Origin of the sequence: Nonomuraea sp. LPB2021202275-12-8 (assembly GCF_037044575.1) — a bacterium.
Lineage (GTDB): Bacteria > Actinomycetota > Actinomycetes > Streptosporangiales > Streptosporangiaceae > Nonomuraea.
Genome location: NZ_JBAHWD010000009.1, coordinates 156061 through 171115 on the forward strand (window position 1 = coordinate 156061; position 15055 = coordinate 171115).

A 15055-nucleotide genomic window follows, 5' to 3' on the forward strand; every position below is an offset into this window, starting at 1 on the left:
GCTCACTCGTCGGTCCTACGCCTCCGTGAAGCCGCGGGCCCGGCCGCCGGCGGACTCGCGGACGGCGGCCGCCACGGCGGAGGCCACGTCCGGGTGGAAGACGCTGGGGATGATGTAGTTGGGCCCGAGCTCCTCGGTCGTGACGACGGCGGCGAGTGCGCCGGCGGCGGCCAGGAGCATCTCCGAGGTGACGATGTTGGCCTGGGCGTCCAGCAGCCCGCGGAAGACGCCGGGGAACGCCAGCACGTTGTTGATCTGGTTGGGATAGTCGGAGCGGCCCGTCGCCACCACGGCGGCGTACTCGCGGGCGTCGTCGGGCGAGACCTCGGGCTCGGGATTGGCCAGCGCGAAGACGACCGCGCCCGGGGCCATCGTGGCGATGTCGTCGCCGGTCAGGATGCCCGGCGCCGAGACGCCCACGAACACGTCGGCGCCCTTGACGGCGCCGCGCAGGTCACCCGAGTAGCCCTCCGAGTTGGTGTGGTCGGCGATCCACTGCAGCGACTCGTCGAGGTCGTCGCGGCCCCGGTGGACGGCGCCGAGATAGTCGCAGACCACCACGTTGCGGGCGCCTGCCGCCAGCAGCAGCCGCAGGACGGCGTTGCCCGCCGCGCCCGCGCCGGCCATGGTGATCCTGACGTCCTCGATCTTCTTGTCGACCACGCGCAGCGCGTTGGTCATCGCCGCGAGCACGCAGATGGCGGTGCCGTGCTGGTCGTCGTGGAAGACCGGGATGTCCAGCAGCTCGCGCAGCCGCCGCTCCACCTCGAAGCAGCGTGGCGCGCTGATGTCCTCCAGGTTGATGCCGCCGAAGCCCGGCGCGATGAGCTGCACCGTGCGCACGATCTCGTCCACGTCCTGCGAGTCCAGGCAGATGGGCCAGGCGTCGATCCCCGCGAACCGCTTGAACAGCGCCGCCTTGCCCTCCATGACGGGCAGCGCGGCCTCCGGGCCGATGTTGCCCAGCCCCAGCACGGCCGAGCCGTCGGTGACGACGGCCACGCTGTTGCGCTTGATGGTCAGGCGGCGGGCGTCCTCCTTGTTACGGGCGATCGCCATCGACACCCGCGCGACGCCCGGCGTGTAGGCCATGGAGAGGTCGTCGCGGTTGCGCAGCGGCACCTTCGACTTCATCTCGATCTTGCCGCCGAGGTGCATCAGGAAGGTGCGGTCGGAGACCTTGTGGATGACGACGCCCTCGACGGCCTCCAGCTGGTCCACGATCGCCTGGGCGTGGTCGGTGTCACGGGCCGCGCACGTCACGTCGATGCGGAGCTTCTCGTGGCCCGCGTTGGTGACGTCGAGGGCGGTGACCACGCCGCCTGCCGACTCTACGGCGTGGGTGAGCTGGCTGACGGCCTTGCCGCCTGCGGGCACCTCAAGCCGCACGGTGATGGAGTACGACACACTGGGGACGGTCGCCACGTCAATCGCTCCTTCGCGCCTGACCAAGAAGTTCTCCCATGGTAGGGGTCTTCTGGTCACCCCAGCGCCTCCGCGGCCGTCACGATCAGGTCGACACAGGTCGTCACGGGGATGGTCGTGCTGTCGACGACCAGATGATAGAGCGAGATGTCGGCCGGATCGGCCCGGTAGAAGTGGCGGATGTAAGCGGTGCGGGCGCGGTCGTTGTCCTCGATGATCTTGCGCGCCTCGCGCTCACCCAGCTCGCTCAGCGTGGCCGTCTGCGCGATCCGGCGGCTCAGCGGAGCGTCGAGCCTGACGTGCAGGGCGCCGGGATGGTCGGCCAGCACGATGGCACCCGCCCGGCCCAGGAAGACGCCTCCCCGCGTGCGGGCGGTCTCCTTCAGGACTCGCTCGGTACGGCGGACGAACTCCTCCGGCGCGTGCGGCAGCGCGCCGGGGACGTACATGTCGACGCCGCCGAAGGTGACCGTCGGCAGCCGGATCGCGCTCGACAGCAGCCTGCCCAGGCCGTGCTCGGCCCGGTCGTCATGCGCCAGTGCCTCCTCCAGGCTGCAGCCCAGATCCTGCGCGACGGCGCCCGGGATGGCGCGGTCGACGAAGGGCACGCCCAGCATCTCGGCCACGGCCGGGCCGATGTGGCCGCCGGCCGTGCCGTATGTCGCCGAGATCGTGACGACCCGCATAGCTCCAGGTTAGAACAGCGCGCTCGACAAAGCTCTACGTGCTCTGGCCAAAGAAGGGTCTTCGGCGGGAAGAGCTTCGAACAGGCTCAGCAGGTGGCGCCGGGCCTTGTCGCGGTCGTCGCCCGAGGTGCGCTTGACCACCGCGATGATCCGGTCGAAGGCCTCGTCCACCGAGCCGGACAGCATCTCCAGGTCGGCGGCCAGCAACTGCGCGTCGATGTCGGCGGGGTCCTGCAGACGCCGCTGCACGTCGGCGGGGTCGGCGTCGGCGGTCCGCTTGATCAGGCTGACGCCGGCCAGGCCCATCTTGGCGTCCTCGTCCCCCGGCGCGCGGGCGAGCAGCCGCTCGTAGGCCGCCGCGGCAGCGTCGAGGTCTCCCCGCTCGATGGCCTGCTCGGCCGCATCCAGGTCGGGGTCGGCGGGAGGCTCCTGCGGCCCCTCCTGCTGCTCCTCCTGACCCGCGGCAGGCGGCCGGGCGTCGGGGTTGGCCTCGTAGAACTGCTCGACCGCGCCCATCAGCTCGTCGAGCCAGCGGCGCACCTCCTGCTCGGGCAGCACCTGCTGGAAGCCGGTGACGGCCTGCCCCTGGAAGATGGCCAGCACGGTCGGCACCGCCTGCACCCGCAACGCCTGCGCGATCTGCGGGCTGGCGTCCACGTTGACCTTGGCCAGCACCACCCGGCCGCCCATAGAACCGGCCACCTTCTCCAGCACGGGGCTGAGCTGGGCGCTGCCGGGCGCACGGGGCGACCAGAGGTCGAGAACGACCGGCACGGTCATCGAGCGGTCGATGACGTCCGTCGTGAACGTCTCCTCGGTCACGTCGACGACCGAGGCCGAGGATGCCGCCTGTGGACCCGTGCCCTCCCGCCGGGTCTGCGCGTCCAGTGCCTGCTTGCGCGCGCCCAGATCCACGGCTCCGTAGAGCGATCCGGGCCTAGAGAAGTCCGCCATGCTCCTCATCTTGCCGCATGGCCGACCCGGCGAAGTCACCCGCCGCCACCCGCAGCGTGCGCAACTGGTCGAACATCCCCCTCAGCGCGCCCTCGTCGTACATCGACAGGCCGAAGTCGGCCGCCATCAGATCGGACGTGGCCCGCCGTACGACGTCACGGCCCGCTTCGGTGATCTCAGCGAGCACGCCACGGCCGTCACGGGGATTGGGCATGCGGCGGACCAGGCCTGATCTCTCAAGCCTGTCAACCGTGTTCGTGACGCTGGTCGGGTGCACCATCAGCCGCTCCCCGATTTTCCAAAGCGGCAGCGCTCCCGTCTTGCTGAAGGTCAAGAGCACCAACGCCTCGTATCTGGCGAAGGTCAAGTCGTACGGCTTCAGGAGCGAGTCAAGTTGCGACAGCAGGATCTGATGCGCTCTCATGATCGACGTGACGGCGGCCATGGCAGAAGAGGGGCCGAAGTGAACGCGCCAGGTCTCCGCGGCACGGTCGATGGGATCGAACGGCAGATTGAGCGGCTTCTGCTGCGACACAGCGCTACCGTAGCGCGCCGGTCGTCCAGGTTCGTGCGCTTACGGAGTGCGATCGAATTCTCCGCTTGACCAAGAATCCGGGCGTCAATCATCACGCTCAGTTATGGTTCTCGCATCGAATGGTGACGGGGAGCCCAAGTCCATCAGCCGTGGGGACGGCTGGACGGGGTCGCTTCCGCTCGCCGACGGGGCACGGGGGGTGCTTGATGAACTTCAACGGGAAAACGGGTGCGTGAGCACACGGGCGTTTCACGCGAGGAGCTGAAGCAGAGCGCGGCCATCACGGTCGCCGTGCTCCTGGCTCTCGGCCTGGCCGCGGCGTGGAGTGTCCTGATCCCTGGCGTCGACGCGTGGGAGAACATCGTGGCGGCGGTCATCGGCTCGCTCCGGCTGACCGGGCCGGTCGCCGCCGCCTTCGCCGCCTGGGTGGCCCTGCGCAAGCGCAAGGCGCTGCGCGACCGGCCCCTGACGACCTGGCGGGCGCTGAAGGCGCCGCTGGCCATCGTGCTGGTGGTGCTGGGCTCGTTCGCCGCCACCGTGCTGGTGCTGGCCGTCAAGACCGTGCTCACCGAGCAGTCGGGCCGGCTGAGCCTGTCCGGTCTCGGCATGGGCATGGCCGGGCTGGCGCTCTACTCGGTGATCGGCTGGGTGGCCGGCTGGCTGCTGCCGAGCGCGGTCACCCCGCCGGTCGCCGGGCTCGCCTGCTACGGGCTGTTCAGCTGGCTGGCCGACGGCGAGGGCTGGGCCGACAGGCTGGCTCCCGGCACGGGCGAGCCGTACGACCTGTTCCAGGGGCTGAGCGGGACGATCTTCCTCGACCAGATCATCTGGCTGCTCGGCGTCACGGGCGCGCTGCTGCTGGGCTGGGCCGCGCTGGTGACCCGGCAGGCGCTGGTGCTGGCGTGCGCGCTGCTGGCGGTGCTGGCGGCGGGCACGGGCGTGGCACGGGTGCTGGCCGAGCCGAAGCCCGCGGCCGCACAGGAGATCGCCTACAGCTGTCAGGAATGGCCGATCACGGTGTGCGTCCATCCCGGCATGCGCGCCGGGCTGACGGAGCTCGGAGCCGCCTTCACCGAGATCGCCTCGCGCCTGGCCGAGACGCCCGCCGCGTTCACCCGGGTGGAGCAGCGCCCGCTCGACGACCCGCTCAAGCCGTCCAGCGGGCTGGCGCCGATCCACCTGCCGGACCTGTCGGCCGGGTTCGCCGACGAGGCGGCCCACGAGTACATCGACTCGCTGGCGGCTCGATGCCCCGGCAGCTCCGCCGACGGCTACGGGGAGATCGTGATGGCCTGGCTGCGCGGTGAGCCGCTGCCCGGCGGGCCATTGCTGGAGCACGAGTACGCGGCCGCCTGGTTCTCCGGGCTCAACGAGCACCAGCGCCGAGAGTGGCTGCGCATGTTCTTCAGCGACTTCCAGGCGTGCAAGCTGTCCAGCACTCACTTCGGCGGCGGCCCCGCGGGCGGCGCGGCGCAGGCGGCCACACCGGTCGCCACGCAGGTGCACGAGGAGAGCGCGCCGCAGGTTTACCCGGTGTACCCGGACCCCAGCGACCATCCCTCGCCGAGCTGGGGACCGAAGATGTCACCTCATGGGTGGCAATGATGATCGCTGGTCGGGTAGTCAGACTCCTATGACGACTTCCCGAACGGCACCCCCCGCGGTCACCCCGGGGCGGCACCGCAGGTGGCGATATCTCGCGGGTCTGCTGGTCGTGGTGGTCCTGCTCGTGGTGGGCGGACGCCTGGCCTGGTCCTGGCTGAACCCGCTGGGCGAGCAGACCATCGACCGTAGCCAGCCCGTCCTGCTGCAGTCCATCAAGGACCTGAGCCGCTTCGAGGGCGCGACCGGCAGCTTCCAGGTGGTGGTGGACCTGGAGAAGGACGCCAACTTCCTGCCGGACGCGGTCAAGGGCTCACGGACCCTGTTCGTCGGCGCGGGCGGCGTGGACGCCTACGTCGACTTCTCGGCCATGGGCAAGGACGGGGTGACCGTCAACGAGGACCGCACCGAGGCCACCATCCGGCTCCCCCGCGCCCAGCTCGAGAAACCCAACCTGGACAACGCGCGCTCCTACGTCTTCGCCCAGCAGCGCGGCCTGCTCGATCGGGTGCAGGACTTCCTGTCGTCCTCCCCCGGCGACCAGCGTGAGCTCTACATGCTGGCGGAGAAGAAGATCAGCGAGGCGGCCGTGGCCAGCGACCTGCGCAGCCGTGCCGACGCCAACACCAAGACGATGCTGGAAGGGATGCTGAAGTCCCTCGGATTCAGCAAGGTGACGGTGAAGTTCACCGACGAGCCCTGAGGGCCCTAGTGCCCTTCGCCCCTGCTTAGGCGCGTCCTTACGTGCCCGGTCCGGCCCAGATAGGGCATTCGCCCGATGTGCCGGGACGGGCCTTAGGACCAGTCTTGAGAGTGCAGGCAGTGAAGGAACACCAAGCACAGGAGCACTCGATGAACGCCGAGTTCGAATATGTAGTCATGCAGAACCACGCGCAGGAACTGCGCGATGCCGCCGCCGAGCACCGCCGGGTGCGCGAGGCGCTGAAGGGCCGCAAGGCCAGGCGCTCGCACCGCTCGCTCTTCGCCCGGCTGCTGTCCTCATGACCATCGCAAGAACGCCCGGCCGCAACCTCCCTCGCGGCCGGGCGCATCAGCCGCCCTAGTGGGCCTTCCTCCCGCGGATGCGCCGTTCGGGTAAGCAGCGCGTCCCGCTCCCCGCGATGTCGGGGGACGGGGCGCGCTGTGGCGTTTCTGCCGGTTCTCGAGGTTCGCCGTCCGGCCGGATCCCTAGGCGCCGCTGGGGACGCGGATGACGAGCGCGTCGCCCTGGCCGCCGCCGCCGCACAACCCCGCCGCGCCGAGCCCGCCGCCGCGGCGCTTGAGCTCGTGGGCCAGGCTGAGCACGATGCGCGCGCCCGAGGCGCCGATCGGGTGGCCGAGCGCGATGCCGCCGCCGTTGACGTTGACGATGTCCAGCGGGACGCCGAGCTCCTTGACCGACTGGATCACCACGCTGGCGAACGCCTCGTTGATCTCGACCAGGTCCAGGTCCGCGGGAGTCAGCCCCTGCTTGGCCAGGGCATGCTTGATGGCGTTGGCCGGCTGCGACTGCAGCGAGGCGTCGGGGCCGGCGACGTTGCCGTGCCGGCCGATCTCCGCCAGCCACGGCAGGCCGAGCTCCTCGGCCTTCGCCCTGGACATGACCACCACCGCGCAGGCGCCGTCGGAGATCTGCGAGGCCGAGCCGGCCGTGATGGTGCCGTCGGCGGCGAAGGCGGGGCGCAGCCGGGCGAGGCCCTCCTGCGTGGTGTCGCCGCGCACGCCCTCGTCGTCCTTGACGACCACCGGCTCACCGCGGCGCTGCGGGATCTCCACCGGCACGATCTCGGACTCGAAGGCGCCGTTCTTGGCGGCCGCCGCCGCGAGCTGGTGGGAGCGGGCGGACACGGAGTCCTGCTCCTCTCGGCCGATGCCCAGGCGGGCGTTGTAGCGCTCGGTCGACTCGCCCATCGCGCACTGGTCGAACGCGCAGAACAGGCCGTCGTGGGCCATCGAGTCGACCACCTCCGCGCCGCCGTACTTGACGCCCTTGCGCAGGCCCGGCAGCAGGTGCGGGGCGTTGGTCATCGACTCCATGCCACCCGCGACCACGATGTCGAACTCGCCGGCGCGGATGAGCTGGTCGGCCAGGGCGATCGCGTCGAGGCCCGACAGGCAGACCTTGTTGATCGTGATCGAGGGGACGGTCATCGGGATGCCCGCCTTGACCGCCGCCTGGCGGGAGGGGATCTGGCCCGCCCCGGCCTGGAGCACCTGCCCCATGATCACGTACTCGACGGCCTCGGGAGCCACTCCGGCACGTTCCAGCGCCGCCTTGATGGCGATCCCGCCCAGCTCCACGGCCGGCAGCCCGGACAGGGCGCCGAGCAGCTTGCCGATGGGGGTGCGAGCGCCGGCGACGATGACGGAACCGGACACCGAATCAGACATGGCAAGGGCCTCCTGTGCGCGCGCGGGGTTCTTTGACACCATACCCACGGGTAGCACTTTGTCCGCTATGGAGGTAGGCCACACATGTTCATGCGCATCGACCACATCGGGATCGCCTGCCATGACCTTGAGGAGAAGATCCGGCTGTTCTCCGAGACGTTCGAGCTGACGGTGGTCGCCCGCGAGGTGAACACGGAGCAGGGTGTCAAGGAGGCCATGCTGCACGTCGCCGACGGCGCGGGCGGGGGCTCCTACATCCAGCTTCTGGAGCCGCTGTCGGCCGACTCCCCGGTGGGGAAATTCCTGGCCAAGCGGGGTGAGGGAGTGCACCACGTGGCTTTCGGGGTGCCGGACGTCGCCGACGCCATGGATAAGATCGGCGCCAAGGGCGTGAGGCTGCTCGACGAGCGTCCCCGGCACGGCTCGATGGGCTCGGAGATCGCGTTTCTGCACCCCAAGGACGTAGGAGGAATGCTCACGGAGTTGGTCCAAGCGGCCAAGCCCTAGCAAACGCAAAAAACGTTCATTAGTAACTAGTCACGCAGAAACCCGGACGGGGCCTCGCACGCGGCAAGGGCGGAGTACGCTGGCCTTCCACCGGACAAGGAGCCTGCCGCATGGCACGGGCTCCTGGCTCGGGTGCCCCGAACCCCCCGTCCGGCCCGTGTAGCCGTCTCGACAACCCAGGATCGAGCCTCCATGCAGTCCGACATCGACGCCCAGCTCAACAATTTCTTCGAGGACGCCCCAGCTCGCGAATTCGACGTGGTCCTCCGTGGTTATGACCGGCACCAGGTCCATGATCACTTGAAGCAGATCGACGCCGAGCTGCGCCAGTCCCGCGAGCAGGTCACCTCCCTCCAGCGTGATCTGTCCGACTCCCAGCGCCAGCTGCAGGAGCAGGAACGCCCCACCTACTCCGGTCTGGGCGCCCGCATCGAGCAGTTGCTCCGGCTCGCCGAGGAGCAGGCCACCGAACTCGTCCAGGCGGCCCGGTCCGAGGCCAACGAGATCAAGGCCGCTGCCAAGGTCGACGCGGCCGACATGCGGGCAGCCGCCGAGGCCGAGGCCGCTGAGAAGCGCGCCCAGGCCACGCGCGAGAGCGAAGAGATGCGCACCAGCGCGGAGCGCGACGCCGAGGAGATCCGCTCGACCGCCCGCCGGGAGGCCGACGAGCTGACCGCCACCACCGAGCGTGAGGTCGCCAAGCTGCGGGCCACCGCCGACCACGAGGTCGCCGAGAAGCGCGCGGACGCCGAGCGTGAGATCGCCAAGCTGCGCACGACCACCGAGCGCGAGGTGGCCCAGCTGCGCGCCTCGACCAAGCGCGAGCGCGACGAGGTGCTGACCACCGCCAAGCGGCAGGCCGACGAGATGCGCGCGCAGGCACAGCGGGTGCTCGAGGAGTCGGAGGCCAAGCGGGCGCAGGACGAGGCCGAGTTCGAGATCCAGCTCGCGTCCAGGCGCGAGGACGCGGAGCGCCAGGAGGCCGAGCGTCACGCCAGCACGCAGGCCGCGACCCAGAAGCTGGTCGCGGAGGCCGAGCAGCGCGCCGCCACCGCCGAGTCCCGGGCCACCAAGGCGACCCAGCAGGCCGAGCAGACCCGCCGCGAGGCCGATCTGCACGCCAAGCAGCTCGTCGCCAACGCCCGCAAGAACTCCGAGCAGATCGTCTCCGAGTCCAAGTCCAGCGCCGAGACGATCGTCACCGAGGCCAAGAACGAGGCCGAGCGCACCCGCACCTCGATGCAGCGCCAGGTCGACGAACTCACCCGCCAGCGCGACAGCATCACCAGCCACCTGGCCCAGCTGCGCCAGCTGCTCGGCGGCGCGGCCCTGCCGGGCCTGGAGCCCGAGCCCGCGGTCACGGCGGCACCGCCGAAGCCCGCGATCGCGGCCCCGGCCAGCGCGCCGGTCAGCGCACCGGTCAGCGCGCCGGCCAACAACAGGCCGGTCACCCCGGCTCCGTCGGCGGCCAAGCCGGAGAGCAAGCCCGAGGACGACGCCGAGTGGTGGCAGGAGTAACCGCCACGCGAGCCGACATCCTGGGCCATCTACACGGGGGCTGATCGATCAGCCGGAGAGCCTGGCGACCGCGAGGTCGCTAGGCTCTCTTTCTGTTGCCGACTCACCCCCGACCCCCGCAGGAGAGCGCCGTGTCCGCAGAAGTCAAGCCCGCTCCTGCAGCGGCGGAGAGCGCCCCGGCCCAGCCCTACGGGCTGCCGGGCAAGCCTCTTGCCCGGGGACCGTTCCTGTTCGGGCTGGTGGGCGGCCTCGGGGTGCTGACGGCGATCGGGCTCGCGCAGATGGTCCTCAGCCTGTTCAACGTGATCATCCTGGTGGTGGTGGCGATGTTCCTCGCCGTCGGCCTGAACCCGGCGGTGGAGGCGCTGCAGCGGCGGGGGCTGACCAGGCGGTGGGCGATCTCGATCGTGTTCGCCGGGGTGATCGTGGGCTTCGTGCTGTTCGGGCTGGCCGTGGTGCCGCCCGTCAGCCAGCAGCTGACCGACTTCATCGCGGCGGTGCCGGGTTACGTCACCGAGCTGAGCAACCATCCGACGCTGCGCCAGCTCGACGCCAACTATCAGATCCTGCCGCAGCTCGCCTCGTTCGTCACCGGCACGATGGGGCCCTCGCTGGCCACCGGTGTCGTGGGCGCAGGGCTGGTGGTGCTCGAAGGCGCGTTCACCACGGTGACCCTGCTGGTGCTCATGCTCTACTTCCTCGGATCCCTGCACACGATCAAGGCCTACCTGCTCAGGCTGGTGCCGTCCTCCCGGCGGGAGCGCACCGTGGCGATCACCGAGGAGATCCTCGACGGCATCGGCGGCTACGTCGCGGGCAACGTCCTCATCTCGGTCATGGCGGGTGTGCTGACCTGGATCTTCCTGTCGATCGTGGGCGTACAGTACGCGCTCGCGCTGGCTCTGGTGGTCGCCCTGACCGACCTGATCCCCCTGGTGGGCGCCACGATCGGAGCGGTACTGGTGACGGGCGTCGCGCTGCTCGGCTCGCTGCCCGCGGGCATCGCCTGCGCGATCTTCTTCGTGGTCTACCAGCAGGTGGAGAACTATCTGATCTATCCGAGGGTCATGAAGCGGTCGGTGGACGTGACGCCCGCCGTGACGGTCATCGCCGCCCTGTTCGGCGGCGCACTGCTCGGCATCGTGGGCGCGCTGCTGGCCATCCCGGTGGCCGCGGCGATCGCCCTGATCATCCGCGAGGTCGTGATTCCGCGCCAAGCTCAGAGCTGAGGAAGCGCTGCACCGCCGTGTTGAACGCCTCGGGCTGCTCGACGGCGGTCAGGTGGCCGGCCTGCGCGATGACCTCCACCCTGCCTTCCGGCACCGCCCTGGCCATCGCCTCGGCGTCCGACGGCGGCGTGAGCTCGTCCTCCTCCCCCGCCAGGACCAGCGCGGGCACCTTCAGCGCGCCCAGCGTGTCGAAGGAGTCCAGCCGCGCCGCCATGGCCCGCTGCGCCCAGGCCACGGCCTTGGGCGGCGCCGACTGCACCAGCCCCTTGACCCGGCCGAACACCATGGCCCTGCGCTGCTTGGTAGTGGGCCCGAGCAGGGCGGGCAGCACCTCCTTGACGAGCACCTCGCGGTCGTCGGCCAGCACCGCCTGCGCGATGCGCTCGCGGTTGGCGCGCGCGGGCTCGCCGTCGGGGCCGGCTCTCGTGCTGGCCAGGATCACGCCCAGGATCCGGTCGGGATGGCGCCGGCAGAACGCCATCGTCACGTACCCGCCCATGGACAGCCCGCCGACCACGGCACGGTCGATGCCCTCCGCGTCGAGCATCCTGGCGACGTCGTCGGCCATCAGCTCGATCGACGGCTCGTCCTCTCCCAGCCTCGATCCCCCGAAGCCGCGCAGGTCGGGTGTGATGACCCGGCACGTTCCGGCCAGTCCCTCCCGCTGGGCCAGCCACATGGCCGACGACAGCGGGAACGCGTGTAGCAGGACGACCGGGAGCCCTGTCCCGGCTGATCTCGTGTAGAGCTGCACCACCACACGGTAGCCCCGTTCGCGGCGACAATCACTCCAGGGCAAGGGCCTATATGCCGGATCGACATGACCGGTTCTGTCCGGCCGGCGTCAACCGCGGCCCGACCGGGGGTCAGATGGCGGTGGCGCCGCCGTCGATGAACAGGACCTGGCCCGTCATGTAGGCCGACGCCTCGGCGGCCAGGAAGAGCGCGGGCTGCGCCATCTCCTCGACGGTGCCCCAGCGGCGCATCGGCACGCTCGACACCGTGGCCTGGCCGCTCGTCTCGTCCTCCCAGAGGTTGCGGTTGAGCTCGGTGGCGGTCCAGCCGGGGCACAGGGCGTTGACCCGCACTCCGGCCTTCGCCCACTCGACCGCCAGCGTCTTGGTCAGGGCCACCACACCCGCCTTCGCGGCGGCGTACGGGGCCAGGAAGGGGGCGCCGAGCGCCGCTACGGAGGCCACGTTGATCACCGACCCGCCGCCGCGCTCGAGCAGGTGTGGCGCCACGGCATGGCAGACGGCCATGGCCGAGTCGAGGTTGAGCCGCATGATCTTGTCCCAGCCGGACAGCCTGAGGTCCTTGAACTCGACGAGGAAGTTCGACCCGCCGGCGTTGTTCACCACGATGTCGAGGTGGCCGAGCCCCTCGATCGCGTGGTGCACGGCCGCGGTCGCGGCGTCCCTGTCGGTGAGGTCGGCGGGGATCACCACGGCCTGCCTGCCGAGCGCCTCGACCTCCTTGGCGACCTCGCCGAGCGCCTCCGCCGAGCGTGACACCAGGGCCACGTCCGCGCCCGCCTCGGCGTAGGCGAGCGCTATGGCCTTCCCGATCCCCTTGGACGCCCCGGTGACCAGGGCCTTCTTCCCATCGAGAGCAAACGCGCCCACTGTGCCTCCTCGCTCGGAACCGAACAAGATTCTATGGACATGGAGGCGTTCGCCGCCACCGGGGATCAGACCTCGGTCGGGAGGGGATAGGAGCCGGGAGCGACGCGGCGCACGATCTCGTCGAGCACGATGCGCACGTAGGGCTCCCCGACCCACAGATGCTTGGCCCCGTCCACGCCGACGACCTCCGCCTGCGGCACGCGGGCGAAGCGGCGCCGGGCCTCCTCGGGACGCAGGTAGTCGTCGAACTCGGGCACCAGCGCGATCAGCGGGCGGCCGAAGCGCGCCCAGGTGTCCAGGTCGGCGTCCGTCGCCCTGTGCAGCGGCGGGGAGAGCAGGATGGCACCCTCCACCACCGGATCGTGCGCCCACTTCAGCGCCAGCTCGCTGCCGAAGGACCAGCCGATCACCCACACCCGGGGCAGGTCGTGGAACTCGGCGTACTCCAGCGCCGCCGCCACGTCGAAGCGCTCGCCCTCGCCCCCGTCGAACGCCCCCTGAGAGGTGCCGCGCTCGGAGGACGTGCCACGGGTGTTGAACCGGAGCACAGCCAGGTCGGCCAGGGCGGGCAGCCGGTTGGCGGCCTTCTTGTAGACGTGGCTGTCCATGAACCCGCCGTGTGTCGGCAGCGGATGCAACGTCACCAGCGTCGCCACCGGAGGGCGCTCCTCGGGCAGGGCCAGCTCGCCGACCAGGGTCAGCCCGTCGCCGGTGTGCAACTCGATCGGCTCCCGCCGGGCGGGCAGCACGCTCGCCGCGCGAATCTCCACGTCACTCCTCAAAGGGGGTTTGCGAGCCGCCAGGGCTCGGTGCCGTTCAGTAGCGGCTGCGGCCGGGGCCGCGATCCAGTCTCTTGCGCCAGCAGACCTGATGCCAGTGGCGGCGCTCCTCGTCGCCGCCCGTCCAGTCCGGCCAGGCGACCAGGTGCGGCTGGCCGCTGCGGATCTCCTGGTCGCAGCCCGGACAGCGGTAGTTCTTGTTGGAGGAGCCGCCGGTCAGGGCGCGTACCTTCCAGTCACCGTCGGGCCACTCCTCCACCCGGTCGGTGCTGCGGGGGAAGCCGAAAGGGCGGGTGGACTCCTTACGGCGGGCGCGACGCGGGCTCATGCGCGCGGGAAGGCGCGGACGCCGGCGGTGACCAGCTGGTCCAGCAGGGGGGCCGGGGCGTAGGCGGGCTCACGGTATTCGGCGTACAGGGCACGAAGCCCGTCGCGCACCACCGCGAGGCCGATGGACTCCAGCATCTCGAACGGGCCTACCGGGTAACCGCAGCCCAGCCGCATGGCGGCGTCGATGTCGCCGATCGAGGCATAGCCCGTGTCGTACATGCGCACGGCGTCGTTGAGGTAGGGGTAGAGCAGCGCGTCGGTCACGAACCCTGCCCTGTCCCTGCAGGCCACCGGCGTCATCCCGATGACCTTCATCAGATCCCTGGCGGCCCTGACCGCCTCCTGCGAGGTGAGGACCGTGGCGGCGAGCTCGGCGACCCGGTTGCCGACGAGCCTGACGCCGACGAGCTTGGCGGGGTCCTGGAGCTGGACGGCGTGCTCGATCACCGGCCTGTCGGCCGTCCGCAGGATCACGTCCGGGTCGTCACCTGACCTGAATCCGGCCGCGTCGAGGCGCTCGGCCAGCTCGCCGACGTCCTCGCCGACCAGGGCGAACGTGATGACCGTGGACTTCTCCGGCTCGCGGGGCCGGGGTTCGTCCCCGTAGAAGCCCCGGCCGCTCTTACGGCCGAGCAGCCGGGCGGAGACCAGCTCGCGCAGCAGCGGCGCAGGCGCGTGGCGACGGTCGCGGGTCTCGTCGAACAGCACTCCCATCACCTCGTACGCCGTGTCGAGGCCGATCAGGTCGAGCAGCTCGAACGGCCCCATGGGCAGCCCCACACCGATCCGCATCGCCGCGTCGATGTCGTCCCGCGCGGCCATGCCCTGCTCCATGAGCACGGCCGCCTGGTTGAGGTAGGGCAGGAGCAGCCGGTTGACCACGAACCCCGCGCGGTCGCCGACGACCACCGGGGTCTTGCCGAGCCGTGCCGCCAGCTCCGAGAGCTCTGGCACGAGCGCGGGGTCGGTCAGCACGGTGCTGACGATCTCGACCAGGCCCATCACCGGCGCGGGGTTGAAGAAGTGCATGCCGATCACGCGCCCGGGGCGCCCGGTCGCGGCGGCGATGGCGGTGACCGACAGCGAGGAGGTGTTGGTCGCCAGCACGGTCTCCGGCTTGCAGATCCGGTCGAGATCCGCGAAGAGCGAGAGCTTGTAGTCGAGGACCTCCGGGATCGCCTCCACCACCAGGTCGACCGCGCGCAGGTCCTCGCGCGAGGTGGTGAGCGTGATCCGCCCCAGGATCGAGTCCCGGTCCGCGCCGGCCAGCCTGCCCTTGTCGACGGCACGCTGCGTGGACCTCTCCAGGTGGCCTCGCCCTCTGGCCAGCGCGTCGGCGTCCGCCTCCACGCCGATGACCCGCAGCCCGGCCCGTGCGAACACCTCCGCGATGCCGGCCCCCATCGTGCCGAGCCCGACCACTCCCACCATTTCGAACGCCATACTCGTAGTTTTCCAGAGCGGTAGGGTTGGC

The 15055-nt window shown here is 70.6% G+C and carries 16 protein-coding genes; 6 read left to right on the top strand and 10 right to left on the bottom strand.

Annotated elements, in window-relative coordinates:
• Nucleotides 1-15 precede the first annotated feature (15 nt).
• From V5E28_RS19430 to V5E28_RS19445, 4 genes are read right to left on the bottom strand one after another with little or no spacing between them, the layout of a single operon-like run.
• Nucleotides 16-1425, bottom strand: a complete 1410-nt coding sequence (locus V5E28_RS19430; protein ID WP_336208353.1) for an NAD-dependent malic enzyme — start codon at nucleotides 1423-1425, stop codon at nucleotides 16-18.
• Between the two features lie 56 nt (nucleotides 1426-1481).
• Nucleotides 1482-2111: a cytidylate kinase-like family protein gene (locus tag V5E28_RS19435; protein WP_336208354.1), complete on the bottom strand. Its 630-nt coding sequence runs from the start codon at nucleotides 2109-2111 to the stop codon at nucleotides 1482-1484.
• A 9-nt stretch (nucleotides 2112-2120) separates the two neighbouring features.
• The gene (locus V5E28_RS19440) at nucleotides 2121-3065 is read right to left on the bottom strand and encodes a tetratricopeptide repeat protein (protein WP_336208355.1); all 945 of its coding nucleotides are present in this window, start codon (nucleotides 3063-3065) and stop codon (nucleotides 2121-2123) included.
• Nucleotides 3049-3600 carry a MarR family transcriptional regulator gene (locus V5E28_RS19445; protein WP_336208356.1) on the bottom strand — a complete coding sequence of 184 codons (552 nt, stop codon included), beginning with the start codon at nucleotides 3598-3600 and terminating at the stop codon, nucleotides 3049-3051. Before V5E28_RS19445 ends, V5E28_RS19440 begins: the two co-directional genes overlap by 17 nt.
• Nucleotides 3601-3828: 228 nt before the next feature.
• Between V5E28_RS19445 and V5E28_RS19450 the strand changes: the two genes are divergently transcribed.
• The 3 genes from V5E28_RS19450 to V5E28_RS19460 all read left to right on the top strand — a co-directional run bounded on the left by V5E28_RS19450 (nucleotide 3829) and on the right by V5E28_RS19460 (nucleotide 6207).
• Complete coding sequence (locus tag V5E28_RS19450; protein ID WP_336208357.1) at nucleotides 3829-5205, top strand: hypothetical protein; 1377 nt, start codon at nucleotides 3829-3831, stop codon at nucleotides 5203-5205.
• A gap of 28 nt (nucleotides 5206-5233) precedes the next feature.
• On the top strand, nucleotides 5234-5905 hold the full coding sequence (locus V5E28_RS19455) for a DUF4230 domain-containing protein (RefSeq protein WP_336208358.1): 672 nt from the start codon (nucleotides 5234-5236) through the stop codon (nucleotides 5903-5905).
• Nucleotides 5906-6054: 149 nt separating this feature from the next.
• On the top strand, nucleotides 6055-6207 hold the full coding sequence (locus tag V5E28_RS19460) for a hypothetical protein (protein WP_336208359.1): 153 nt from the start codon (nucleotides 6055-6057) through the stop codon (nucleotides 6205-6207).
• A gap of 183 nt (nucleotides 6208-6390) precedes the next feature.
• On the opposite strand, the gene V5E28_RS19465 is transcribed toward V5E28_RS19460, so the two are convergent.
• Nucleotides 6391-7581 (bottom strand): acetyl-CoA C-acetyltransferase, encoded by a 1191-nt coding sequence (locus tag V5E28_RS19465; protein WP_336208470.1) that lies wholly within the window; start codon nucleotides 7579-7581, stop codon nucleotides 6391-6393.
• A gap of 96 nt (nucleotides 7582-7677) precedes the next feature.
• On the opposite strand from V5E28_RS19465, the gene mce reads away from it, so the two are divergent.
• The 3 genes from mce to V5E28_RS19480 all read left to right on the top strand — a co-directional run bounded on the left by mce (nucleotide 7678) and on the right by V5E28_RS19480 (nucleotide 10847).
• A complete protein-coding gene (gene mce / locus V5E28_RS19470; protein ID WP_336208360.1) occupies nucleotides 7678-8100 on the top strand; it encodes a methylmalonyl-CoA epimerase in 423 nt (140 codons plus the stop codon).
• Nucleotides 8101-8292: 192 nt separating this feature from the next.
• Nucleotides 8293-9618 carry a DivIVA domain-containing protein gene (locus tag V5E28_RS19475; protein WP_336208361.1) on the top strand — a complete coding sequence of 442 codons (1326 nt, stop codon included), beginning with the start codon at nucleotides 8293-8295 and terminating at the stop codon, nucleotides 9616-9618.
• Nucleotides 9619-9749: 131 nt separating this feature from the next.
• A complete protein-coding gene (locus tag V5E28_RS19480) occupies nucleotides 9750-10847 on the top strand; it encodes an AI-2E family transporter (protein ID WP_336208362.1) in 1098 nt (365 codons plus the stop codon).
• On the opposite strand, the gene V5E28_RS19485 is transcribed toward V5E28_RS19480, so the two are convergent.
• The 5 genes from V5E28_RS19485 to V5E28_RS19505 all read right to left on the bottom strand — a co-directional run bounded on the left by V5E28_RS19485 (nucleotide 10807) and on the right by V5E28_RS19505 (nucleotide 15024).
• Complete coding sequence (locus V5E28_RS19485; protein ID WP_336208363.1) at nucleotides 10807-11601, bottom strand: alpha/beta fold hydrolase; 795 nt, start codon at nucleotides 11599-11601, stop codon at nucleotides 10807-10809. The genes V5E28_RS19480 and V5E28_RS19485 overlap by 41 nt on opposite strands.
• A gap of 112 nt (nucleotides 11602-11713) precedes the next feature.
• Nucleotides 11714-12472: an SDR family NAD(P)-dependent oxidoreductase gene (locus V5E28_RS19490; protein ID WP_336208364.1), complete on the bottom strand. Its 759-nt coding sequence runs from the start codon at nucleotides 12470-12472 to the stop codon at nucleotides 11714-11716.
• A gap of 65 nt (nucleotides 12473-12537) precedes the next feature.
• On the bottom strand, nucleotides 12538-13242 hold the full coding sequence (locus tag V5E28_RS19495) for an alpha/beta hydrolase (RefSeq protein ID WP_336208365.1): 705 nt from the start codon (nucleotides 13240-13242) through the stop codon (nucleotides 12538-12540).
• A 46-nt stretch (nucleotides 13243-13288) separates the two neighbouring features.
• Entirely contained in the window at nucleotides 13289-13579 is a 291-nt protein-coding gene (locus V5E28_RS19500) for an ATP/GTP-binding protein (RefSeq protein ID WP_336208366.1), read from the bottom strand.
• Nucleotides 13576-15024 carry a 3-hydroxyacyl-CoA dehydrogenase family protein gene (locus V5E28_RS19505; protein ID WP_336208367.1) on the bottom strand — a complete coding sequence of 483 codons (1449 nt, stop codon included), beginning with the start codon at nucleotides 15022-15024 and terminating at the stop codon, nucleotides 13576-13578. The genes V5E28_RS19500 and V5E28_RS19505 overlap by 4 nt, the downstream gene beginning before the upstream one ends.
• Nucleotides 15025-15055 lie beyond the last annotated feature (31 nt).